Origin of the sequence: Streptomyces sp. NBC_00286 (genome assembly GCF_036173125.1) — a bacterium.
Classification (GTDB): domain Bacteria; phylum Actinomycetota; class Actinomycetes; order Streptomycetales; family Streptomycetaceae; genus Streptomyces.
This window is the reverse complement of the sequence record NZ_CP108054.1, coordinates 8,883,204-8,904,250: the sequence shown is the minus strand read 5'-3', so window position 1 is coordinate 8,904,250 and position 21,047 is coordinate 8,883,204. Positions and strand designations below refer to the sequence as shown.

Annotated in this window: 23 protein-coding genes; 12 read left to right on the top strand and 11 right to left on the bottom strand. The window is 69.9% G+C overall.

Annotated elements, in window-relative coordinates:
- Positions 1-47 precede the first annotated feature (47 nt).
- Both OHT21_RS40315 and OHT21_RS40310 read right to left on the bottom strand, forming a co-directional pair.
- On the bottom strand, positions 48-245 hold the full coding sequence (locus tag OHT21_RS40315; protein ID WP_328773190.1) for a ferredoxin: 198 nt from the start codon (positions 243-245) through the stop codon (positions 48-50).
- A 53-nt stretch (positions 246-298) separates the two neighbouring features.
- Positions 299-1,540 carry a cytochrome P450 gene (locus OHT21_RS40310; protein ID WP_328773189.1) on the bottom strand — a complete coding sequence of 414 codons (1,242 nt, stop codon included), beginning with the start codon at positions 1,538-1,540 and terminating at the stop codon, positions 299-301.
- A gap of 329 nt (positions 1,541-1,869) precedes the next feature.
- On the opposite strand from OHT21_RS40310, the gene OHT21_RS40305 reads away from it, so the two are divergent.
- The 6 genes from OHT21_RS40305 to OHT21_RS40280 all read left to right on the top strand — a co-directional run bounded on the left by OHT21_RS40305 (position 1,870) and on the right by OHT21_RS40280 (position 6,630).
- Entirely contained in the window at positions 1,870-2,439 is a 570-nt protein-coding gene (locus OHT21_RS40305; RefSeq protein WP_328773188.1) for a hypothetical protein, read from the top strand.
- Positions 2,440-2,542: 103 nt separating this feature from the next.
- Positions 2,543-2,713, top strand: coding sequence for a 50S ribosomal protein L32 (gene rpmF, locus OHT21_RS40300; RefSeq protein ID WP_328773187.1), 171 nt, complete (start codon positions 2,543-2,545; stop codon positions 2,711-2,713).
- Positions 2,714-2,738: 25 nt separating this feature from the next.
- Positions 2,739-3,917: a GTP-binding protein gene (locus OHT21_RS40295; protein ID WP_328774408.1), complete on the top strand. Its 1,179-nt coding sequence runs from the start codon at positions 2,739-2,741 to the stop codon at positions 3,915-3,917.
- A gap of 72 nt (positions 3,918-3,989) precedes the next feature.
- Positions 3,990-4,817: a class I SAM-dependent methyltransferase gene (locus OHT21_RS40290; protein WP_328773186.1), complete on the top strand. Its 828-nt coding sequence runs from the start codon at positions 3,990-3,992 to the stop codon at positions 4,815-4,817.
- A 129-nt stretch (positions 4,818-4,946) separates the two neighbouring features.
- Entirely contained in the window at positions 4,947-5,306 is a 360-nt protein-coding gene (locus tag OHT21_RS40285) for a DUF779 domain-containing protein (RefSeq protein ID WP_328773185.1), read from the top strand.
- A gap of 82 nt (positions 5,307-5,388) precedes the next feature.
- Entirely contained in the window at positions 5,389-6,630 is a 1,242-nt protein-coding gene (locus tag OHT21_RS40280; protein WP_328773184.1) for a phosphodiester glycosidase family protein, read from the top strand.
- A 39-nt stretch (positions 6,631-6,669) separates the two neighbouring features.
- Here OHT21_RS40280 and OHT21_RS40275 read toward each other — a convergent pair whose 3' ends face one another.
- The 6 genes from OHT21_RS40275 to OHT21_RS40250 all read right to left on the bottom strand — a co-directional run bounded on the left by OHT21_RS40275 (position 6,670) and on the right by OHT21_RS40250 (position 12,005).
- Positions 6,670-6,864: a hypothetical protein gene (locus OHT21_RS40275; protein WP_328773183.1), complete on the bottom strand. Its 195-nt coding sequence runs from the start codon at positions 6,862-6,864 to the stop codon at positions 6,670-6,672.
- 123 nt (positions 6,865-6,987) lie between these two features.
- Complete coding sequence (locus OHT21_RS40270) at positions 6,988-7,848, bottom strand: phosphatidylinositol-specific phospholipase C/glycerophosphodiester phosphodiesterase family protein (RefSeq protein WP_328773182.1); 861 nt, start codon at positions 7,846-7,848, stop codon at positions 6,988-6,990.
- A 189-nt stretch (positions 7,849-8,037) separates the two neighbouring features.
- Positions 8,038-9,114: an acyl-CoA dehydrogenase family protein gene (locus tag OHT21_RS40265; protein WP_328773181.1), complete on the bottom strand. Its 1,077-nt coding sequence runs from the start codon at positions 9,112-9,114 to the stop codon at positions 8,038-8,040.
- Positions 9,111-10,328 (bottom strand): acyl-CoA dehydrogenase family protein, encoded by a 1,218-nt coding sequence (locus OHT21_RS40260; RefSeq protein WP_328773180.1) that lies wholly within the window; start codon positions 10,326-10,328, stop codon positions 9,111-9,113. Before OHT21_RS40260 ends, OHT21_RS40265 begins: the two co-directional genes overlap by 4 nt.
- A complete protein-coding gene (locus OHT21_RS40255) occupies positions 10,325-11,302 on the bottom strand; it encodes an NADPH:quinone oxidoreductase family protein (protein WP_328773179.1) in 978 nt (325 codons plus the stop codon). Before OHT21_RS40255 ends, OHT21_RS40260 begins: the two co-directional genes overlap by 4 nt.
- A gap of 88 nt (positions 11,303-11,390) precedes the next feature.
- Positions 11,391-12,005, bottom strand: coding sequence for a helix-turn-helix domain-containing protein (locus tag OHT21_RS40250; RefSeq protein WP_328773178.1), 615 nt, complete (start codon positions 12,003-12,005; stop codon positions 11,391-11,393).
- A 77-nt stretch (positions 12,006-12,082) separates the two neighbouring features.
- Here OHT21_RS40250 and OHT21_RS40245 point away from each other — a divergent pair, with 77 nt between their 5' ends.
- From OHT21_RS40245 to OHT21_RS40225, 5 genes are all read left to right on the top strand, one after another.
- Positions 12,083-13,015, top strand: a complete 933-nt coding sequence (locus OHT21_RS40245; protein ID WP_328773177.1) for an NAD(P)/FAD-dependent oxidoreductase — start codon at positions 12,083-12,085, stop codon at positions 13,013-13,015.
- A 722-nt stretch (positions 13,016-13,737) separates the two neighbouring features.
- On the top strand, positions 13,738-15,285 hold the full coding sequence (locus tag OHT21_RS40240; RefSeq protein ID WP_328773176.1) for an ATP-dependent DNA ligase: 1,548 nt from the start codon (positions 13,738-13,740) through the stop codon (positions 15,283-15,285).
- Positions 15,282-15,749, top strand: coding sequence for an NUDIX domain-containing protein (locus OHT21_RS40235; protein ID WP_328773175.1), 468 nt, complete (start codon positions 15,282-15,284; stop codon positions 15,747-15,749). The genes OHT21_RS40240 and OHT21_RS40235 overlap by 4 nt, the downstream gene beginning before the upstream one ends.
- A 222-nt stretch (positions 15,750-15,971) precedes the next feature.
- Complete coding sequence (locus OHT21_RS40230) at positions 15,972-17,357, top strand: NADP-dependent succinic semialdehyde dehydrogenase (RefSeq protein ID WP_328773174.1); 1,386 nt, start codon at positions 15,972-15,974, stop codon at positions 17,355-17,357.
- 25 nt (positions 17,358-17,382) lie between these two features.
- Positions 17,383-17,622, top strand: a complete 240-nt coding sequence (locus OHT21_RS40225) for a DUF6213 family protein (protein WP_328773173.1) — start codon at positions 17,383-17,385, stop codon at positions 17,620-17,622.
- A gap of 18 nt (positions 17,623-17,640) precedes the next feature.
- Here the strand turns inward: OHT21_RS40225 and OHT21_RS40220 are convergent, their stop codons facing one another.
- Together OHT21_RS40220 and OHT21_RS40215 are read right to left on the bottom strand one after the other, a co-directional pair.
- Complete coding sequence (locus OHT21_RS40220) at positions 17,641-18,315, bottom strand: transcriptional regulator (protein ID WP_328773172.1); 675 nt, start codon at positions 18,313-18,315, stop codon at positions 17,641-17,643.
- Positions 18,316-18,395: 80 nt separating this feature from the next.
- A complete protein-coding gene (locus tag OHT21_RS40215; RefSeq protein WP_328773171.1) occupies positions 18,396-19,622 on the bottom strand; it encodes an acyl-CoA dehydrogenase family protein in 1,227 nt (408 codons plus the stop codon).
- Positions 19,623-19,792: 170 nt separating this feature from the next.
- Here OHT21_RS40215 and OHT21_RS40210 point away from each other — a divergent pair, with 170 nt between their 5' ends.
- A complete protein-coding gene (locus OHT21_RS40210) occupies positions 19,793-20,437 on the top strand; it encodes a TetR family transcriptional regulator (RefSeq protein ID WP_328773170.1) in 645 nt (214 codons plus the stop codon).
- On the opposite strand, the gene def is transcribed toward OHT21_RS40210, so the two are convergent.
- Positions 20,434-20,973, bottom strand: a complete 540-nt coding sequence (gene def / locus OHT21_RS40205) for a peptide deformylase (protein WP_328773169.1) — start codon at positions 20,971-20,973, stop codon at positions 20,434-20,436. The two genes, OHT21_RS40210 and def, sit on opposite strands and share 4 nt — an antisense overlap.
- Positions 20,974-21,047: the final 74 nt, after the last annotated feature.

Sequence of the window (21,047 nt, the reverse complement as noted above, 5' to 3'; positions counted from 1 at the left end):
TGGGCCGTTGGCCGATATCCGACCGTCTGTTGCGGCCAGGAACTGCCTCACTCCTCCACCAGCCGAATGGCCGCCGCCGGGCAGATCGCCACAGCCTCGCGCACCTCGCCCAGGAGGTCGTCATCAGGCGTCTCGGCCAACACGACGGCGACGCCATCCTCGTCCCTCTGGTCGAACACATCCGGCGAAGCCATCACGCACTGCCCCGACGCCACGCATTTCGGCTCGTCCAGTTCCACACGCATGGTTGCTTCCTTCTGCGGTACGGCGATACAGCGGTACGGCGGTGCGGGGCGGGTCACCAGGTGACGGGCAGGGCGTGGACGCCATAGGTGGTGCCCGTGTGGTCGAACTCCAACTGATCGATGTTCGTGGCCAGTTGGAGGGTGGGGATACGGCGGTAGAGGGTGCCGTAGACGACCTGGAGCTCCAGGCGGGCGAGGTTCTGGCCCAGGCACTGGTGGGGGCCGTAGCCGAATCCCTGGTGCTGACGGGCTGGGCGGCTCAGATCCAGTCGCTCACTTTCGGGGAACGCCTCCGGGTCCCAGTTCGCGGCGTGCAGATCGAAGATGATGCCGTCCCCGGCGCGGATCACCACGCCGCCGATCTCGATGTCCTCCTTGGCGACCCGGCGCACGCCCGTCTGGACGATGCTCAGGTAGCGCAGCAGTTCCTCCACCGCGTTCGCGATCACCTTGGGGTCGTCCGTCTCGCGCAGCACGGCGAGTTGGTCGGGGCTCTGCAGCAGGGCGAGCGTGCCGAGGCTGATCATCGTCGCGGTGGTCTCGTGGCCCGCGATGAGCATGGCGACGCCCATGTTGACGGCCTCGTCGTGGGCCATCTCGTCGGCCTTCACCCGGTCGGCCATCTCGGAGAGCACGTCGTCGCCCGGAATCTCGAGCTTCTCCCGGAACAGGGTGTCCAGATACTGGCCCAGCTCGCGGCTCGCCGCCATCGCCTCCTCGGCCGAGAGAGAGCCGTCGAGGACAAGGCCGGCGTTGCGCTGGAAGAACGCGTGGTCCTGGTACGGAACTCCGAGCAGTTCGGCGATGACCAGCGACGGCACCGGCAGTGCGAGCGCGGTGAGCAGGTCGACCGGGTTCGGCCCGGCCAGCATGTCGTCGATCATGCCGTCGACCATCTTCTGGATGGCGGGCCGCATGGCCCTGATCCGCCTGACGACGAACGGCCCGTTGACCGAGCGGCGCAGCCGCGTGTGCTCCGGAGCGTCGGTGTTCGTGATCAGCTTCGGGGTGTACGGCGCAATCTGCGCCCGGTGCGCGCTGACGTGCGGGAAGCCAGGCTGACAGTCGTCGTTGCTGACTCGGGGGTCGGTCATCAGGGCACGCTGGTCGGCGTGCCGGGTCACCAGCCAGGGCGTGCCGCCGTTCCAGATCCGTACCTTGCTGATCCCCTTCTCCGCCCGCAGTGGCTCCACGGCGGGAGGAGGCGCCAGCGGGCATTCCGCGGCCCGGGCCATCGGATACTCGGGAAGCGGCCCGCTCGCCTGCACGGGACAGCCGGTCGCGGTGTCGGCCATGTCTCTCCTCGGTGGTGGGGGCTCCGAAGGGATCGGATCGAAGACCCGGGACACGGTGGCCGCAGACCTCGATGCCCACATGGAAGCGGACCGAACTGACACCTTCCGGACAGTCCCCTGACAGAAAGCTGACGTGACCCAGATCACTCGCGGGCACCATCGCTCAGGCACCCGAGCCACAGCGGCACAGACATACCACCCGGAGTAAGGGAAAGGAACAAACGGCCCCAATACTGGTCGCCCGAGCGGCCGTTCGGGACCCCTCCCCGTGGCCCCTCAATAGACTCGCCGCCTGCTCTCGGACGAGACGCGAAAGGGATGGGGACACCATGACGAGGCTGACCACAGCAGGACGTACGGGACGGCTGGCGGGCTCTGCGCTGCTGGCGACGCTCGCCCTGCTGACCGTGGCCGGTTGTGGTGGCGGCTCCGGTGAGGAGTCCGGTGATGCAGCCGCGGGGGCGAGCCGCACCGAGTCCGAGGCCTCCCCCGCCGACAGCTCCCCGAAGAAGCCGTCTCCGTCTCCGTCCCCGACGGTGACGGCGGCGGACGGCACCGACACGGGCGCGTGTGCCGACGGCAACTGCGAGATCGCGGTGTCCAAGCCGGTGACGTTCGACATCAAGATCCCGGACGGTCCCGCCAAGCTGTCCGTGACCAAGGTCGGCGAGTACGAGGTCGGCTACAAGGTGACCCACGGCACCAGCAAGAACGGCGGCTCGGCCCGCGGTTCGGCGAGCGGCAAGGGCAGCGGCTGCATCACCTACTTCTACGAGAACGGCAACGGCACCCGGTGCGGAGGGGCCGCGGGGCGGCCCGAGAAGGAGGCCGGCACGGTCGCGCTGCAAATGCTGCCGGGCCCCGGCAACACCGCGATCCTCCGCCTCGTCTCGGGCTGAGGCGCCCTTTCACTGCGCCCGCCCGCCCTTCCTGGCGGAACATTTCGTAATGGGATCCATTTTCATGTAGCGTCTGGGTCGCTCGCTCACCAAGGAGGACCCCATGGCCGTTCCCAAGCGGAAGATGTCCCGCAGCAACACCCGTCACCGTCGCGCCCAGTGGAAGGCCAGCACCCCACAGCTCGTGCCGGTCACGATCGAGGGGACCGTCCACCACGTGCCGCAGCGGCTGGTGAAGGCGTACGAACGCGGTCTGCTGCACCCCGAGGACTAAGGCGCTTCTGATGGATCTCCGCGGCATGGCCGACGACCGGCTGCCCGTGACCGTGCTGTCCGGATTTCTCGGCGCGGGCAAGACCACCCTGCTCAACCATGTCCTCGGCAACCGTGAGGGACTGCGCGTCGCGGTCATCGTCAACGACATGAGCGAGATCAACATCGACGCCGCCCTCGTGCGCGGCGGCGAGGCCGCCCTCTCGCGCACCGAGGAACGTCTGGTCGAGCTGACCAACGGCTGCATCTGCTGCACGCTGCGCGACGATCTGCTGGAGGAGGTCGACCGGCTGGCCCGCGAAGGCCGCTTCGACTATCTCCTCATCGAGTCCAGCGGCATCTCCGAGCCGATGCCGGTCGCCGCCACCTTCGCCTTCGCCCGCGACGACGGAGCCGTACTCGGCGATCTGGCCCGGCTCGACACCATGGTCACGGTCGTCGACGCCGCCAATTTCCTGCCGGAGCTGGCGAACGGCGACGAGCTCGCCGAGCGGGGCCTCGACCAGTACGAGAACGACGAACGCACCGTCAGCGATCTGCTGACGGACCAGATCGAGTTCGCCGACGTCATCGTGCTGAACAAGCTCGACCTGGTCGACGACGAGAGCGCGGCCCGGCTCCGCGCGGCCCTCACCCGCCTCAACCCCCTGGCGAGGATCGTTCCCGTCGCGCACGGCCGGGTGAACGTCGGCGAGGTGCTCGGCACCGGGCTGTTCGACCTCGATCGCGCCCAGCAGGCGCCGGGCTGGGTCATGGAGCTGAACGGCGACCATGTCCCGGAGACCGAGGAGTACGGCATCTCCTCCACGGTCTTCCGCTCCCAAGTGCCGTTCCATCCGGGGCGGTTGTGGACCTTCGTCACCGAGGAGCTGGACAGCGGGGCCTTCGGGCAGGTCCTGCGGTCCAAGGGCTTCTTCTGGCTGGCGAGCCGCCCGCAGGTGACGGGCCTGTGGTCGCAGGCCGGCTCCGTCGCCCGCTTCGAGCCCTCCGGTGCCCTCGGCGCGGAGAGCCCCTCCGGTCAGGAGCTGGTGTTCATCGGCACCGGGCTGCGCGCCGAGGCGCTGCGGGCGGCGCTGGCCGACTGCCTGATGAGGGACGGCGAGAGTACGCCGCCCGTCGATCCGTTCCCCGCCTGGGACACGTACGGCATCGACGATGCCTGCGAGCACGAGCACGAGCACTCTGAACTCGTAGCAGGAGCCTGAAGATTCCGGGTCGGGCGGTGGTCGGCCACGGCGCCGCCCGGCCCGGTTCGGACAGTGATCTGGGAGGTTGGCATGACCGAGCGTGATGTACGCCTGGGCACGGTCCAGGAGACCCTGCTGATCCCGCTGTACGGCCGGGCGGTGGAGAACCGCAAAAAGGAAGTGGCCCTGCGGGACGCGCGGGCCGAGGAGATCGTCGCGTCGATCGACTACGACTTCACGCGCTTCGAGAACCTGCCCAGCCTGGTCGGCACCGTACTGCGCACCTCCCTCTTCGACCGATGGGTGACGGACTTCCTCGCCGAAAACCCCACCGGCACGGTGGTGGAGCTCGGCGTCGGCCTCAACACCCGCTACGAACGAGTCGACAACGACAAAGCCCGCTGGTTCGACCTCGATCTGCCCGACGTGATCGAACTGCGCCGCACCCTCTTCACGGACACCCCGCGCCGGACGATGATCGCCGCCTCGGTCACCGACGCCACGTGGGCCAATACCGTTACCGCCGGGTCCACGGGCCCGTACTTCTTCGCGGCCGAAGCCATGCTGCCGTTCCTGGACGAGCGGGACGTACGGCATGTCGTGGACCTGATCGCCGACCGGTTCCCCGGTTCGCTGCTGGCCCTGGACACCGCCGGGCCCGGCATCGTCGGCGCCCAGGACGAGCATGACGCGCTGAGCAAGGTCGAGGCCCGGATGCGCTGGGCCTGCGCGGACCCGGCCGAACTCGCCGACTGGCGGCCGGGGTCCAGTGTCCTCGCCTCCCACCGGCTCACCAGCCTGCCGCCGCGGCTGCACGAGGAGCTGCCCTCCGCGTACCAGGAGATGCTGGCCGGTCTCGCCGAACAGCGGCTGCCCGCGGTGGACGAGTACTGGATGACCCTGCTCCAACTGCCCTGACTACGCCGGTCCGAGAGAACGGCCACTCCCCCGTACGTCACTTCTCCGCGTGCAACCTTCTTGCAACGGGACCGGTGGTTGACTTCAGTCACCGCCCCCGCACCGGCAAGCGCTGAGGAGTGATGCACGGTGAACTCACCCGCCGCGCGTGTGGAGTTGACGCCCGCCGCTGCCCAGCTGCTGCGACGCCTCCGTGCCGCTCATGGCCCGCTGATGTTCCATCAGTCCGGTGGCTGCTGCGACGGCAGTGCGCCCATGTGTTACCCGGAGGGCGAGTTCCGGACCGGTGACTCCGATGTGCTGCTGGCCTCGCTCACCGTGGACGGCGTCGACGAGCCTGTGTCGTTCTGGATGTCAAAGAGCCAGTACGAGGTGTGGAGTCACACCCGGCTGATCGTCGACGTGGTGGAGGGGCGGGGCAGCGGCTTCTCGCTGGAGGCGCCCGAAGGGGTGCGTTTTCTGATCCGTTCGCGTCTGGTCGGTACGTAGCATCGTCACGTCAACCGCCTTGTGGTGAACTCCGCCGTGTCCTCGGCTTTCTGAGGAGACGACAGAGACATCAGGGGGCGGTATGGAACGTGGACGGTACAGAACCGTACTGACGGTTCTCGCGGTATGGAGTGTGCTGGCCGGTGCCGCCCTGGTGGGGGCAGCACCGGCCGGCGGCGTCGAGGGCGCCACGCCCTCGGTGGCCCGGGTCGCGATCGCGCCGGGCGTGACGTACTCGGAATTCGACATTCCAGCAGCCAAGGGGCCGGCTCACGCACATGTGCTGAGCGTCGATCTCCGCGATCCCCGAGTGGGTGTCGACCTCATGTACCCCGGCGCGGTGGCGGCCCGCGCCCCCATCTCTCAACTGGCCGACGCGCGCGGCGCCGTCGCGGGTGTCAACGGCGACTTCTTCAACATCACCGAGACCCAGCATCCGGGTGTCGAGGCGACGGGCGCGTCCGTCGGCCCGGCGATCGCGAGCGGGCGGACACTCAAGGCGGCGGTTCCGGACGGTCAGCGGTTCGGTCCCGCTCTCCCGCCTGGTACGAGCACGAAGGACGTGCTGGGCGTGGGCATCGACGGGCGGGCCCGCCTCGACAGCATGGCTCTGGACGGTTCGGTCCGTACGAGTGGGGCACGGCTGCCGCTCGGCGGGCTCAACCAGTACGCCCTGCCGGTCGGTTCCGTCGGCGCGTTCACCTCGGACTGGGGCCGTGTCTCCCGGGTGCGGGCCACCTGCGGCACCGACACCGAACGGGCGGCGCCCTGCAGTGCGGACACCCATGAGGTGACGGTCAAGGACGGCCGCGTCGTGTCCCATGCCGACATGCCCGGCAGCGGTCCCATCGCGGCCGGCACGACGGTCCTGGTCGGCCGGGAGGCGGGAGCCCAGCAGTTGCGGAAGCTGTCGCTGGGCGAACGGGTCGCGGTGACACATCGCCTCGTCGCGGCCGCGTCCAGGATTCCGTACCGGTTCGTGGTGGGCGGCTACCCGGTCCTGAGGGGTGGTCAGCCGCTCGCCGGTCTCGACAACGCGACCGCGGCGGTGCGTACCGCGGCGGGCATCTCGGATGGCGGCAAACGCCTGACGCTGCTCGCGCTGGACGGTGCGCCGGAGTTCCGTACCGGTCTCACCATCGCCGAAGTGGCCGCCGTCATGCGGCAGTTGGGCTCGATCGACGCCTTCAGTCTGGACGGCGGCGGGTCCTCGACGCTGGTCGCCCGGGAGCCCGGTGCGGCCGCGGTGAGCGTACGCAACCATCCCAGCGCCGGAGCCGAGCGCCCGGTGCCGAACGGGATCGGCGTGTTCTCCCTGCGGTAGGCGGCTGCAAGCCCTGCCGGGGCCTCAGGGCTCAAGGGCTCAGGGCCTCAGGCTGCTGACCATGTCCGTTGTCGCCGAGATGCCATCGTGGATGGTCGGCGCCATGCTCGTGCTCGCGAGATAGAAACCGAGCAGGATGCAGACCAGAGCGTGCGGGATCTTCAGCGCACCGGTGCGCATGAAGATCACCGCCAGCACGAAGAGCAGCAGCACCACAGAGATGGAAATGGCCATCGTCAACCTCCTCCGCCACGCCCACATCGCGGCTTTCGGCCGCAAGTGTGGCGTAGCGGGAGGTTCGTCCAGGCGGCTGACGTGTCCGCCGATCGTGTGTTGACTGCTTGTGCAAGCGCTGGGCTAGGCCCGCCTGTTGGCGTCCAGGAACTTCTCAAGTCCCGCGAGGTCATCGGTGTTGATGTAGTCGACGTCGGCCGCGAGGAGTTCGCCCCAGAGCGCGTCGCGGGGCGGGCCCGCCAGGTCGGGCGTGGCCCAGAAGCGGACCTTCTGGCGGCGCTGGTGGGCCGTGGCGATGATGCTCCGCAGCTTCTGGCGCTCGGCTTCGGGGAAGGGACCGGTGCCCTGCCAGGTGAAGTTGAGGTTCCAGTTGTCGCTGATCAGCGGGATGAAGGAGGCGGGCGCCGGGCCGCCGAGGTCGGCGAGACGGCCGTCGTAGAAGGCGCGCCGCACCCTTTGGGCCTCCATCGGTATACGGGCCGCACGGTCGCCGGAGATCACGGCGGTGACCGGGCCGGGGAAGACCCGCCCGTACGCGTACGTCGTGAACAGGTGCTTGTAGCGGCGCAGATGGCGGTCGCGTTCGAGGTACGTCGAGGAGCCCTCGGTCTTGAGGTCGATCAGGAGCTGGATCGGCTTGCGGTAACCCCGGTACACCGAGCCGTGGTTGGCCTTCACACGGCGGGCGAGCGGCTCGAGGTACAGCGACTCGAGAGTGCGGGCCGGGTCGAGATCGACCGCGTCGTGGGCCACCAGAAGCTGATCGCCGACGAGGAAGATATCGGCCTCAAGGCTGCCGAACCGGTGGCCCAGGGCGTCGAACAGGGGCCTGGGGTGCAGGTAGTCGTTGTGCGCGTGGGCACGCCACAGCGGGCGCGGTCCGTGCTTCCGCTCACTCGCCTGCGCGTACGCGGGCACGGCGACCGAGCCGGCGAGGGCGGCGGCGAAGGTGGTGAGCGCTCTGCGACGGGTGGTGAGGGCCATGCTCTGCCTCCCTGAGGGTCTGCCATCTGTGCAACCTCAGCGAGTATGCGGTCCTGGTGGGGCCAAAGAGCAGTGGCGTGCGGGGAGTTGGCCGGACTGCCGCTGCGCGTTTACTTCCTCCGTGCAGAGCACACAAAAAAGCCCGCCCCAGGTGGGACGGGCTTCTCACGGGTGTAAGACAGGTGTACGTCAGGGTGCTGGCAGGTCAACCAGTTCAGCCAGCGCCTCGCGATGGCGGCCGGCCGTTCCGTACGCGATCGAGTCGGCCTTGGACCGCTTCAGGTAGAGGTGCACGGGGTGCTCCCACGTCATGCCGATGCCGCCGTGCAACTGCACCGCCTCCTCGGCGGCATGGACCGCGACGGGTGCCGCGTACGCCTGGGCGAGCGCGACCGCCAGATCCGCGTCCGTGCTCCCGGTGGCCAGCGCGTCGGCGGCGTTGCGAACCGCGGCACGCGTGTTGACGACCTCCAGCCACAGCTGGGCGAGCCGGTGCTTGAGGGCCTGGAAGCCGCCGACGGGCCGGTTGAACTGCTTACGGTCCTTCAGATAGCGGACCGTCTCGGTCAAACACCAGTCGGCGAGGCCCAGTTGCTCGGAGGCGAGCAGCCCGGCTCCGGCCCGCAGACCGCGTCGTACGGCGGGTTCGGCATCCCCCAGCAGCCGGCCGGCCGCGCCGTCCAGTACCACCGTCGCCACCGGCCGGGTCAGGTCCAGGGACACCTGAGGGCGGACGGTCACGGCGTCGGCCTCCACCACGTACAGGCCGCCGTCGTCCGCGGGCACGAACAGTACGTCGGCGACGGCCGCGTCCGCGATGCCGGTCAACTCCCCGTGCAGGGCGCCGTTCTCATGCCGTACGAGCCGATAGGCGGCGCCGGGAGCGACGTTCAGCGCAACGGCGAGGGCGCCGATTCTCCGCCCGGACGCCAGCTCGCCGAGGAGGTCGTCGGCCTCGCAGGCGAGCAGCGCCTCCGTGGCAACTACCGCACTCGTCAGATAGGGCGCGGGAGCGACCGCGCGGCCCAACTCCTCCAGCACCACGGCGACTTCGCGGTGCGTGGCGCCCTGGCCTCCCAGCGCCTCGGGGACCAGGAGGCCGGCAAGGCCCATGCTGTCGGCGAGGGCCTTCCACAGCTCGGGGTCGTACGGCGTGCCGGACTCCGCGCGGGCGAGCACGTCCGCCGGGTCGCAGTGGTCGGCGAGGAGGTCGCGTACCGCCGCGCGCAGCGCCTCTTCCTCCTCCGAGTACAGCAGATCCGTCATCGCGCGAGGTCCTTCCAGGCGACGTCCTTGTCGGTGCGCGGCTCGGCGGGCAGGCCCAGGACGCGCTCTGCGACGATGTTCAGCAGGACCTCGTTGGTCCCGCCCTCGATGCTGTTGCCCTTGGAACGGAGGTAGCGGTATCCGGCCTCGCGCCCGGTGAAGTCGACGAGTTCGGGCCGCCGCATCGTCCAGTCGTCGTACAACAGGCCTTCCTCGCCGAGGAGTTCGACCTCCAGGCCGCTGATCTCCTGGTTGAGACGGGCGAACGCGAGCTTCAGCCCGGAGCCCTCGGGGCCGGGCTGGCCCGCGACGAGCTGCTGGCGCAGCCGTTCGCCGGTGAGACGGGCGACCTCGGCCTCCACCCACAGGGTGAGGAGCCGCTGGTGGAGGTCGTGGGTGCGCAGTTCGGGGCGCTCACGCCAGGTCTTCGCGATCGGGCCGATCATGCCGCCCTCGCGCGGGATGCGCATACCGCCGATGGACACGCGCTCATTCATCAGCGTCGTCTGCGCGACCCGCCAGCCGTCGCCGATCTCCCCGAGTCGGTGGCTGTCGGGGATGCGGACGTCGGTGAGGAACACCTCGTTGAACTCGGCCTCGCCGGTGATCTGGCGCAGCGGCCGCACCTCGACGCCTGGGTCGGTCATGTCGAGGATGAAGTAGGTGATCCCGCGGTGCTTGGGCACATCCGGGTCGGTACGGGCGATGAGGATGGCCCACCGGGCGACATGGGCGCTGGACGTCCACACCTTCTGCCCGTTGACGACCCAGCTTCCCCCACTCTCGGCTTCGCTCGAGCGGGAGGTACCCCCATCGTCCCGTACGGCCCGCGTGCCGAGCGCGGCGAGGTCGGACCCCGCACCCGGTTCGCTGAACAGCTGGCACCAGACCTCCTCCCCCACCCAAAGAGGCCTGAGGAAACGGCGCTTCTGCTCCTCCGTACCGAAACCGAGAATCGTGGGCGCCGCCATGCCGAGGCCGATACCGATACGCCGCGGGTCGTTGTCGGGAGCGCCCGCGGCCTCCAACTCGGCGTCCACGACGGCCTGGAGAGAGCGGGGCGCGCCGAGTCCGCCGAGGCCTTCCGGGTAGTGCACCCAGGCGAGTCCGGCGTCGAAGCGGGCCTTGAGGAAGTCGAGGCGGTCGGTGGTGGCGGGAGGGTGGGCGGCCAGCAGTTCCTGCGTACGATCCCGCAGTTCGGTGGCGTCGGTCATGCCGCTCCTCCTTCAGTGTGACCAGGGATGACGGCGACGCGCCCGGTGGTGACCCCATCGGCGACCCGCTGCACGGCGGCGGCCGCACCGCCCATCGCCACGCGCTCGCTGACCAGCGGCTTGATCGCGCCCCGGGCGGCCAGTTCGGTGAGCTGCTCGTGGCAGCGCTGGACGAGCTTGGGGTTCTTGGTGTTGTAGAGGCCCCAGTGCAGGCCCATGATCGAGTAGTTCTTCACCAGGGCGTGGTTCAGGGCCGGACTGGGAATGGACCCGCTCGCGAAGCCGACCACCACGATTCGCCCTTCGAAGGCGACGACCTTGGCGGACTGCGCGTACGCCTCGCCGCCGACCGGGTCGTAGATCACGTCCGCGCCCCGGCCGCCGGTCGCCTCCTTCACGGCGCCGACGACGTCCTCGGCACGCCGGTCGATGACGACGTCGCACCCCAACTCCCGTGCCACGTCCGCCTTGTCGGACCCTCCGACGACCCCGATGACCGTGGCGCCCGCGGCCTTGCCGAGCTGTACGGCCGCGCTGCCGACCCCTCCTGCGGCAGCGTGGACGAGCAGCGTCTCGCCGGCCTCAAGACCTGCCCGGCGGTGCAGACCGAACCATCCCGTCTGGTAGCCGATGTGCAGCGCCGCGGCCTCGGCGTCGTCGAGCGCCTCGGGGGCGGGCAGTACGGCCGCGGCGTCCACGATCGCGTACTCGGCGAAGCCGCCGTACGGCAGGGCGGGATTGCCGATGACCCGCCGCCCGTCCTCGGTCTCACCGCAGATCTCCACGCCGGGCGTGAACGGCAGCGGCGGCCTGACCTGGTACTGCCCGCGGCACAGCAGAGCATCCGGGAAGTTGATGTTCGCGGCACGCACCTTGATCAGCACCTGCCCCTCGCCGGGCACCGGCCGCTCCACCTCCTCGAGCCGCATCACCTCGCCCGGCTCACCGTTCTGGTGCACTTGCCATGCCTGCATGCGGGGGCCTCCACAGGACTGCGTAGTCTGAGCGGTACTGGTCCGCATACTAAGCGGTCGCTTGCCGATCAGGCCAGCGTCACGCACATCAAGACCGCTTCGGCCGCGCCCGTACATGCATCCGCTCCCCCTGTGGCCCGAACAGGCTGAGGAACTCCACCGGCCCCTCCCCCGTCGACCCGAACCAGTGCGGCACGCGCGTGTCGAACTCGGCGGCCTCCCCCGCCGTGAACACCACGTCATGCTCACCCAGCACGAACCGCAGCCGCCCGGAGAGGACGTAGAGCCATTCATACCCCTCGTGGACACGGGGTTCCGGCTCCTCGTTCCCCTGCGGTACGAGCACCTTGAACGCCTGAAGTCCGCCGGGCTGGCGGGTGAGCGGCCAGTAAGTGCGCCCGTGCCGCTCGATCGGCTGGGACCGAACCCGCGGGTCCCGCACCGGCGGAGCCCCCACGAGCTCGTCCAGAGCCACCTCGTGAGCCCGGGCGATCGGCAGCAGCAGTTCCAGGCTGGGCTTGCGCAGCCCGGACTCCAGCCGGGACAGGGTGCTCACCGAGATACCGGTCACCTCCGACAGCCCGGCGAGCGTCGCACCCCGCTCCTTCCGGATCCTTCGCAGCCGGGGGCCGACTCCCGCCAGCACCTCGTCGGTGTCGGTGTCGGCGTCCCGCTCATTCCGATCCGTCTCGTGCTCACTCATGAGCACATTGCAGTTTCGGCAAAGACATTTGTCAATGCCGCAGCCGCGGGGCGACCTTGTCCGTGGAGGTGGTCACCATGACCGATCGTTACGAAGTGGTCGTCGTCGGAGGCGGCGCGGCCGGCCTGTCCGCCGCACTCGTACTGGGACGCGCGCGGCGCCAGGTCCTCGTCGTCGACGCGGGCGAGCCGCGCAACGCGCCTGCCGCGCATATGCAGGGCTATCTGTCGCGGGACGGGATGTCACCCGCCGAGTTCCTGGCCGAGGGGCGGCGGGAGATTCAGGCGTACGGGGTTGATCTGGTCCGGGACCGGGCGGTGGACGTCGCGCGGGACGACGCCGAGGAATTCGACGTGACGCTGGAGTCCGGGCGTTCGGTGCACGCTCGCCGACTGGTCGTCGCCACCGGGCTCGCGGACGAGTTGCCGTCGGTGCCCGGGGTCGCGGAGCGGTTCGGGCGCGATGTGCTGCACTGTCCGTACTGCCACGGCTGGGAGGTCCGGGACCAGGCGTTCGGGGTGCTCGCGACGTCCGCCATGAGCGCCCACCAGGCGCTCATAGTCACGCAGTGGTCCAAGGACGTCACCCTGTTCCTGCACACGGTCGCCGAGTCCGAGCTCTCGGACGAGGATCTGCGGCACCTGGCCACGGCTGGCGTGAACGTGGTTCCCGGCGAGGTGGCGGGGCTCGTCGTCTCGGACGACCGGCTCACCGGGGTGCGTCTCGTGGACGGGTCCGTGCACGAGCGCTCCGTGCTCTTCGTCGCCCCGCGACCGGTCCCGCGCACGGGGCTCCTTGAGCGGCTGGGCGCCGCGCTCAAGGAGACGCCGTTCGGCGTGTACGCGGACGTGGACGAGTCGGGGCGGACGAGTGTGCCGGGGGTTTGGGCGGCGGGCAATGCCGTGGGGTTCTCGGAGCAGGTGATCAACGCGGCTGCGTTGGGGTATCGGGCAGGGGCCATGATCAACGGGGACTTGCTGTTCAGCGACATCGCGGCTGCCTCCGCCTGAAGGGGGGTTCTTTTCCCCAGCCCCGCCCCTCCCCGAAACTGGGGCTGCGCCCCAGACCCCCTTTCATCGGCGGGTGGGGCACCTACCGCGGGTGGGAGGGTCTGGGTGGGGTGCCTACCGGGGTGGGGGTGACACGTTGTGTCGCGGCTGCGGGTGGGTCGTGGCTGGTCGCGCAGTTCCCCGCGCCCCTAAAGAAGCCTGCGGCTGCCCGTGCACGGAGAAGGCGTCGGCGCCCAGAGCAAGCCCGCGCCCCGGAAGGCGGCCACGGCCCGGGCGCCAGCCCCCGGACAGGCTCGCCCCTGGTGGGAGCCCGCGCCCCGAACAAGCCCGCGGCCCAGAAAAGCCATCCGCCGGAGGGAGCCCGGACCCCCTGCTACCCGCAGCTTTCCACCGGCGGGAGGGGACGTGGGCCGGTGCGTCCTATGCCCGTCGCTTAGCTTCGGTCTGGGCACACCAGAACCCTGTGGAAGCAAGGGGCCGTATGCCCCGTTGGCGACGGGCTGACGCACCGGCCCGCGGCCCCGCACCACCGACCACCTAGGGGCGCGGGGAACTGCGCGACCAGCCACACACAACCCGCAGCCGCGACACGAAGTGTCACCCACCACCCCCTGGCGGGGGCCCGGGGGCGCAGCCCCCAGTTTCGGGAAGGGGCGGGGCTGGGGAAAGAAACCCCCCGGCTCCGCCGCACGCGGAGCGCGTCGCCGTAGCACCATGGCCACATGCTGTTCGCCCGGCTAGCCCGCGTATCGCAAGAGGTCGCCGCCACCTCGGCCCGGTCCCGGAAGATCGGCCTCCTGGCCGAGCTGTTCCGGGACGCGGAAGCCGAGGAGGCCCCGATCGTGATCCCGTACCTGGCGGGACGCCTCCCGCAGGGACGGATCGGCATCGGCTGGAAGGTCCTCAGTCGCCCCGTCGCCCCGGCCGAAGAGCCCACGCTCAGCATGCGAGACGTGGACGCCCGGCTGACCGCGCTCGCAAAGGTCTCCGGCCCCGGCTCCCAGGCCGAACGCCAACGCCTGGTCGGCGACCTGCTGGCCGCGGCCACCGCGGACGAGCAGCGGTTCCTGTTCGGCCTGCTCAGCGGAGAGGTACGACAGGGCGCCCTCGACGCCGTAGCCGTAGAGGGGCTGGCCGAGGCGACCGGCGCACCCTCCGCGGACGTACGACGGGCGGTGATGCTGGCCGGTTCGCTGCAGACCGTGGCGCAGCGCCTGCTGGCGGACGGCCCGCAGGCCCTCGCCGAGTTCAGGCTCACCGTAGGCCGCCCGGTCCTGCCCATGCTGGCGCACAGCGCCACATCCGTGGCGGAGGCGATCGACAAGCTCGGCGCCTGCGCCGTCGAGGAGAAACTGGACGGCATCCGCGTCCAGGTCCACCGCGACGGCGACGCCATACGCCTCTACACCCGCACCCTGGACGACATCACCGACCGCCTGCCCGAACTCACCTCTGCGGCAAGGGAGTTGAAGGGCGAGCGATTCATCCTGGACGGCGAGGTAATCGCATTCGACGAGGAAGGACGACCGAAGTCCTTCCAGGACATCGCCGGACGGGTCGGCTCCCGCACGGACGTCGGCACAGCGGCCAAAGCCCTGCCCGTGTCCCCCGTCTTCTTCGACGCACTGTCCGTGGACGGTCACGACCTGCTCGACCTGCCCTTCGCCGACCGCCACGCGGAACTGGCCCGACTGGTGCCCGAGCCGATGCGAGTGCGGCGCACGCTCGTGGCGGATCCGGCGGACGGCGAGGCGCGCCAGGCCGCGGAACGGTTCCTCGCGGACACGCTGAAGCGCGGCCACGAGGGCGTCGTACTGAAAGGCCTCGACGCCCCCTACAGCGCGGGCCGGCGCGGTGCCTCCTGGCTCAAGGTCAAACCCGTACACACGCTGGACCTGGTGGTACTGGCCGCCGAGTGGGGCCATGGACGGCGTACCGGCAAGCTGTCCAACCTGCACCTCGGGGCACGGAATCCGGACGGCTCGTTCGCCATGCTGGGCAAGACGTTCAAGGGCATGACGGACGCGATGCTGGCCTGGCAGACCGAGCGGCTGCGCAAGCTCGCCGTCAAGGACGACGGCCACGTGGTCACCGTACGGCCCGAGCTCGTCGTCGAGATCGCCTACGACGGCCTGCAGAAGTCCACCCGCTACCCGGCCGGCGTCACGCTCCGCTTCGCCCGCGTACTCCGCTACCGCGAGGACAAGACCCCGGCAGAGGCCGACACCGTCGAGACGCTACTCGCCGCGCACCCGGAGGTGACCCGGTGAAGCCCTCACGCCGCAGCGCGGGCCTGCTGCTGTTCCACCGCACCGGCGACGGCCTGGAGGTACTGCTCGGCCATATGGGCGGCCCGTTCTGGGAGCGGCGCGACGCCGGCGCGTGGACCGTACCGAAGGGTGAGTACGAGCCCGACGAGCCGGCCTGGGACGCGGCCCGCCGGGAGTTCCGCGAGGAACTGGGCCTGGAGCCGCCCGACGGCGAGGCCGTACCGCTCGGCGAGGTCCGGCAGGCGAACGGCAAGATCGTCACCGCATGGGCGATCGAGGCCGACCTCGACCCGACGACGGTGGTCCCGGGAACGTTCGAGATGGAGTGGCCGAGGGGCTCGGGCCGGCGCCAGGAGTTCCCGGAACTGAGCCGGGTGGAGTGGCTCGGGCTCGACCGAGCGAGAGCCGTGATCGTCAAGGCTCAGGCAGAGTTCCTGGACCGCCTCGAGGAGCACGTCGGCTAGAAGGCCGACACCTGGGTACGCGGATGCCGACAAGGTGCCCCGAAGGGGCGCGGCGCTGTGACATATGCGGCTCCGCCGCGATGGGGGTCCCCCGCTCGAGCGCAGCCGAGAGTGGGGGAGCGACCAGCCACACACAACCCGCAGACCTGGACGGCGCTTCAATGAACGGCGCTTCCAGTTCTGGCGCCCCCATCGAAGCGCGCCCGTATCAGGAGGTCAGCCATGCCCATAGCAACCGTGAACCCGGCAACCGGCGAGACACTCAAAACCTACGACGCCCTCGGCGCCGAGGAGATCGAGCGCAGGCTCGCAACCGCCGACGCAGCGTTCAGTACGTACCGCACCACCTCATTCGCCGAGCGCGCCCAGCGGCTACACCGAGCCGCCGACCTGCTGGAAGCAGACACGCAGGACACCGCCCGCGTCATGACCACGGAGATGGGCAAGCCCATCAAACAGGCCCGCGCGGAGGTCGCGAAGTGCGCGAAGGCGATGCGCTGGTATGCCGACCATGCCGAGGAACTGCTCGCCGACGAGGAGGGCCCGGAGTCGGAGGCGCGTGACTCCGGCGCCTCCAGGGTGATCGTCCGCTACCGCCCGCTCGGCCCCGTACTCGCGGTGATGCCCTGGAACTTCCCGCTCTGGCAGGTGATCCGATTCGCCGCGCCCGCCCTGATGGCAGGCAACGTAGGACTCCTCAAGCACGCCTCGAACGTGCCGCAGACCGCCCTCTACCTGGAGGATCTGTTCCACCGCGCGGGCTTCCCCGAGGGCTGCTTCCAGACGCTGATCATCGGCACCGGCGAGGTCGAGGGCATCCTGCGCGACGAGCGGGTCAAGGCGGCGACGCTCACCGGCAGCGAACCGGCCGGCCGCGCGGTCGCCTCGGTCGCCGGTGACGAGGTCAAGAAGACGGTCCTTGAGCTGGGCGGCAGCGATCCGTACGTGGTGATGCCGTCGGCCGACCTCGACCGGGCGGCAAAAACCGCGGTGACGGCCCGGGTGCAGAACACCGGGCAGTCCTGCATCGCCGCCAAGCGGTTCATCGTGCACACGGACGTGTTCGACGCCTTCGCCGAGCGCTTCACGGCGGGCATGAAGGCGCTGAACGTCGGCGACCCGATGGACGAGGACACGGAGGTCGGCCCGCTCTCCAGCGAGCAGGGCCGCGACGGTCTGGCGGAGCTGGTGGACGAGGCGGTGGAGAGCGGCGCGACGGTGCTGTGCGGCGGCGAACGGCCCGACCGGCCCGGCTGGTATTACCCGCCGACCGTCCTCGCCGACATCACCCCGGCCATGCGGATCCACCACGAGGAGACCTTCGGCCCGGTCGCCACGCTCTATCGCGCCGACGGCCTCGACGAGGCAGTGACGATCGCCAACGACTCGCCGTTCGGGCTGAGTTCCAACGTCTGGACCCGCGACGAGGCCGACATCGACCGCTTCGTACGCGATCTGGAAGCGGGCGGTGTCTACGTCAATGGGATGACGGCGTCCCACCCGGCGTTCCCCTTCGGCGGGGTCAAGCGGTCCGGCTACGGGCGGGAGCTGGCGGGCCACGGAATCCGCGAGTTCTGCAACATCACCACCGTATGGCACGGAGCGTGAGCGTTCCGCAGTTACGATCGCCTGTGTGAACCGCGAAGTGACCCTCCCTCTGATCGTCGACGACCGCGGCACTTTGCAGGTGGCGGCCGCCGATGTCAGCAAGCTGCTGCGCAACGTCGGCGGCCGGTGGCTGCATCTGGTGGAGGCCGGTCAGGAGGGCCTCGACGAGGACACGGTGGCGACCCTCACGATCGAACTCGCCAAGCTGGCCGACCGTATCGACGTGGCCTGCATCGCGCACAGCAGCGGGACGTCGTCCGACTAGGGCAGGCCCTAGGACTCGCTAGGACTCGCCCCGGTCCAGCTCCCACAGCGTGTGCCAGAACATCTCCTCGTAGCGCTGCAGCAGGCGTCCGTAGCGATGGACCGCCTCCTCGCTGATCAACCCCGCGTCCAGTCCGGCCTGTACGGCGGCCATCGCCTTCTGCTCCAAGTCAGGCGCGGGTTCAGCGAACAGATCGAAGAAGCCGCAGGCCTCGTCGTCGAAGCCGTACTGGCGGCGCAGCGCCTCGGCGATGGTGGCGCAATAGCCGCCCCACGCCGAGAAGTTGGCGCTCAGCGCCAGCACCACGTCGGTCGGCGCACCGTTCAGGGCGAGCCAGGCGACGTACGCGGGATACGCCTGGGCCCCCGCCAGCGGCTCGTACCCCGCCACCCGCGCCTCGTCCGCGCCGCAGGCGGTGAGCAGCGGGCCGAGCCGGTCATGGGCGAGGGCCTCACCCTCCGCGAGCATGGTGAAGAAGGCGGCGCACTCGGGCTCGGCGGCCGACCGATCCGCGAGATGCTGGAACGCCCGGCGGTCCGCGGCGATCACATACCGCTGTTCCAGCGCGAGAGTGGCGAGGGTGTCGCGCCGTGCCGCGCCCCGGCCGATCAGGGGCAGCAGCCGGTTGGCCTGCGGGTCGGGGGCGAGCTTTCCGGTGGTGGTGTCCAGCAGTTCCCTGGCTGTCCGCGCCATCGCCGCACTCCTTCGGCTCGACTGCGCTGCCTTTCCCGTACTCCCCAGGCTCTCACGGCACCGCGCACCGCTCAGTGACGTCAGCGGATCGGCATACCCGCGAGGGTGCGCGCGATCACCAGCCGCTGGATCTCACTCGTACCTTCGAAGATCGTGTAGATCGCGGCATCGCGATGCATCCGCTCGACCGGGTACTCACGTGTGTAGCCGTTTCCGCCGAGGATCTGGATCGCCTCGGCCGTCACCTTCTTCGCGGTCTCACTCGCGAAGAGCTTCGACATGGAGCCCTCAGCGGCGGTGAACGGCTTCCCGTTGACCGCCATCCACGAGGCGCGCCACACCAGCAGCCGGGCCGCGTCGATGGATGTACGCATGTCGGCGAGCTGGAAGGCGACACCCTGGTTGTCGATGATCGGGCGGCCGAACTGCTCACGCGTCCGGGCGTAATCGAGGGCCACCTCGTACGCGGCCCGGGCCGTGCCCACGGCCATGGCGCCCACCGCCGGGCGCGAGGCCTCGAACGTGGCCATCGCGGCGTTCTTCACGCGCTCGCCGCCGGCCTTCGCCCGCTCCCGTGCCCGGGCCAGCCGCTCGTCCAGCTTCTCCTTGCCGCCGAGCAGGCAGGAGCCGGGGACGCGGACGTCCTCCAGTACGACCTCGGCGGTGTGCGAGGCACGGATGCCGTGCTTCTTGAACTTCTGGCCCTGGGACAGGCCGGGTGTGTCCGGCGGGATGATGAAGGAGGCGTGGCCCTTGGAGCCGAGCTCCGGGTCGACGACGGCGACCACGACGTGGACGTTGGCGATACCGCCGTTCGTCGCCCAGGTCTTGGTGCCGTTGATGACCCACTCGTCCTTGGCCTCGTCGTAGACCGCGCGGGTGCGCATGGAGGCCACGTCGGAGCCGGCGTCGGGCTCGGAGGAGCAGAAGGCGGCGACCTTGACGTCGCCCGCGTCGCCGTACATCTGGGGGATCCAGGTGCCGATCTGCTCCTCGGTGCCGTTGGCGAGGACGCCCACGGCGGCGAGGCCGGTGCCGACGATGGAGAGGGCGATGCCCGCGTCACCCCAGAACAGCTCCTCCATGGCCATGGGGATGCCGAGGCCTGTGGGGTCGAAGTACTGCTGGGCGTAGAAGTCCAGGGAGTAGATACCGACTTTCGCGGCCTCCTGGATGACCGGCCAGGGAGTCTCTTCGCGCTCGTCCCATTCGGCTGCCGCGGGTCGGATCACGTCGGCGGCGAAGCCGTGGAGCCAGTCCCGGACCTCCTTCTGCTCGTCGTTGAGCTCCATGGTGAACTCGGCCATGTTCCCTCCAGCTAAGCACTCGCATGTTACTTGCGGTAACAGTAGCCTGTTACCCGCCGGTAGGAAAAGTCAACTCCCGGTTCCCCTCCGGCAGCCCGTTCGATGCAGAATCACAGCAGGGTGTTACGTTGCGCAGGGCGTCGCCGAATCAGAACGGGTGGGGAGAGCTCATGGACACCACACAGCGGACCGAGCAGCAGCGGTCCGCCGACCGCCGTCGGCGAGAGCTGCTGGAAGCCGCCGACCGGGTGGTGCTCCGCGACGGCCCCGGCGCCTCGATGAACGCCATCGCCGCCGAGGCCGGCATCACCAAGCCCATTCTGTACCGGCACTTCGGTGACAAGGGTGGACTGTACGCGGCTCTCGCCAAGCGGCACACGGACGCCCTGCTCGAAGCGCTGCGGGCCGCGCTGGATGCGCCTGCCGAGCGTCGCGAGCGGGTCGAGGCCACCCTCGACACGTACCTCGCGGCGATCGAGGCACGTCCGCAGGTGTACCGCTTCCTGATGCATCCGTCGGAGGGCGGCCCGCAGAGCGACCAGGGCTTCGACGTCGGGCTGCACTCCGCTCCCCTGCTGCGCCGCATGGGCGAGGAACTCGGCAAAGTCATCGAGGAACGCGTCGACCTCGGCCCCGACAGCGCGCAGCTCGCGCGGGTGTGGGGCCACGGCATCGTCGGCATGATGCACGCGGCCGGCGACTGGTGGCTGGGCGAACGGCCCTGCTCACGCGCAGAGTTGGTACGCAGTCTGGCGGACTTGCTGTGGGGCCGCTTGGCGGCGGCGGGCGACAAGGTGGGCGGGCCCAGCTTCTAGCGCCCCCAGGATGCCCGCGCCGCCTGACGCATAACCCGCCGGTGGCGCCACCCACGGAGCCGGTCCACGTACACCCCACCGTCAAGGTGATCACACTCGTGCTGTAGGCACCGGGCGAAGAACCCGGTGCCATGGACCCGCACCAACTCACCGTCCAGTGTGGAGCCTTCGACGATCGCGTGGTCGTACCGCTCCGTCCCCGCCTCGAGGCCCGGCAGCGACAGACACCCCTCGGGACCGCGCAGCAGCAGCCCGTCCGCCTCGACCAGACGCGGGTTCACCAAGTGCCCCACATGGCGTCGTTCCTCGTCGTCAGGGCAGTCGTACACGAAGACCCGCAACGACTGACCGACCTGGTTCGCGGCGAGTCCGACGCCCTGAGCCGCGTACATGGTGGCGAACATGTCCTCGACGAGACGCCCCAGTTGTGGGCCGAAGTCGGTGACTTCCTCGCATGGTGTGTGCAACACGGGGTCGCCGAGGAGGGACAGCGTGAGGACGCGCCCTTGGGCGCCCGGGATCGAGCCGTGTCGCATGGCCGCAAGGGTACGGTCCTCAATGTCGCGCGGGCGCCGGGGTGGTGCCGCGAACCGGGCCGGTCGTGGATCTC

What these genes read in the sequence shown, in the direction of transcription:
- OHT21_RS40315 (WP_328773190.1), bottom strand. Translation starts at nt 245, where the DNA reads ATGCGTGTGGAACTGGACGAGCCGAAATGCGTGGCGTCGGGGCAGTGC.
- OHT21_RS40310 (WP_328773189.1), bottom strand. Translation starts at nt 1,540, where the DNA reads ATGGCCGACACCGCGACCGGCTGTCCCGTGCAGGCGAGCGGGCCGCTT.
- OHT21_RS40305 (WP_328773188.1), top strand. Translation starts at nt 1,870, where the DNA reads ATGACGAGGCTGACCACAGCAGGACGTACGGGACGGCTGGCGGGCTCT.
- rpmF (WP_328773187.1), top strand. Translation starts at nt 2,543, where the DNA reads ATGGCCGTTCCCAAGCGGAAGATGTCCCGCAGCAACACCCGTCACCGT.
- OHT21_RS40295 (WP_328774408.1), top strand. Translation starts at nt 2,739, where the DNA reads ATGGCCGACGACCGGCTGCCCGTGACCGTGCTGTCCGGATTTCTCGGC.
- OHT21_RS40290 (WP_328773186.1), top strand. Translation starts at nt 3,990, where the DNA reads ATGACCGAGCGTGATGTACGCCTGGGCACGGTCCAGGAGACCCTGCTG.
- OHT21_RS40280 (WP_328773184.1), top strand. Translation starts at nt 5,389, where the DNA reads ATGGAACGTGGACGGTACAGAACCGTACTGACGGTTCTCGCGGTATGG.
- OHT21_RS40275 (WP_328773183.1), bottom strand. Translation starts at nt 6,864, where the DNA reads ATGGCCATTTCCATCTCTGTGGTGCTGCTGCTCTTCGTGCTGGCGGTG.
- OHT21_RS40270 (WP_328773182.1), bottom strand. Translation starts at nt 7,848, where the DNA reads ATGGCCCTCACCACCCGTCGCAGAGCGCTCACCACCTTCGCCGCCGCC.
- OHT21_RS40265 (WP_328773181.1), bottom strand. Translation starts at nt 9,114, where the DNA reads ATGACGGATCTGCTGTACTCGGAGGAGGAAGAGGCGCTGCGCGCGGCG.
- OHT21_RS40260 (WP_328773180.1), bottom strand. Translation starts at nt 10,328, where the DNA reads ATGACCGACGCCACCGAACTGCGGGATCGTACGCAGGAACTGCTGGCC.
- OHT21_RS40255 (WP_328773179.1), bottom strand. Translation starts at nt 11,302, where the DNA reads ATGCAGGCATGGCAAGTGCACCAGAACGGTGAGCCGGGCGAGGTGATG.
- OHT21_RS40250 (WP_328773178.1), bottom strand. Translation starts at nt 12,005, where the DNA reads ATGAGTGAGCACGAGACGGATCGGAATGAGCGGGACGCCGACACCGAC.
- OHT21_RS40245 (WP_328773177.1), top strand. Translation starts at nt 12,083, where the DNA reads ATGACCGATCGTTACGAAGTGGTCGTCGTCGGAGGCGGCGCGGCCGGC.
- OHT21_RS40240 (WP_328773176.1), top strand. Translation starts at nt 13,738, where the DNA reads ATGCTGTTCGCCCGGCTAGCCCGCGTATCGCAAGAGGTCGCCGCCACC.
- OHT21_RS40230 (WP_328773174.1), top strand. Translation starts at nt 15,972, where the DNA reads ATGCCCATAGCAACCGTGAACCCGGCAACCGGCGAGACACTCAAAACC.
- OHT21_RS40220 (WP_328773172.1), bottom strand. Translation starts at nt 18,315, where the DNA reads ATGGCGCGGACAGCCAGGGAACTGCTGGACACCACCACCGGAAAGCTC.
- OHT21_RS40215 (WP_328773171.1), bottom strand. Translation starts at nt 19,622, where the DNA reads ATGGCCGAGTTCACCATGGAGCTCAACGACGAGCAGAAGGAGGTCCGG.
- OHT21_RS40210 (WP_328773170.1), top strand. Translation starts at nt 19,793, where the DNA reads ATGGACACCACACAGCGGACCGAGCAGCAGCGGTCCGCCGACCGCCGT.
- def (WP_328773169.1), bottom strand. Translation starts at nt 20,973, where the DNA reads ATGCGACACGGCTCGATCCCGGGCGCCCAAGGGCGCGTCCTCACGCTG.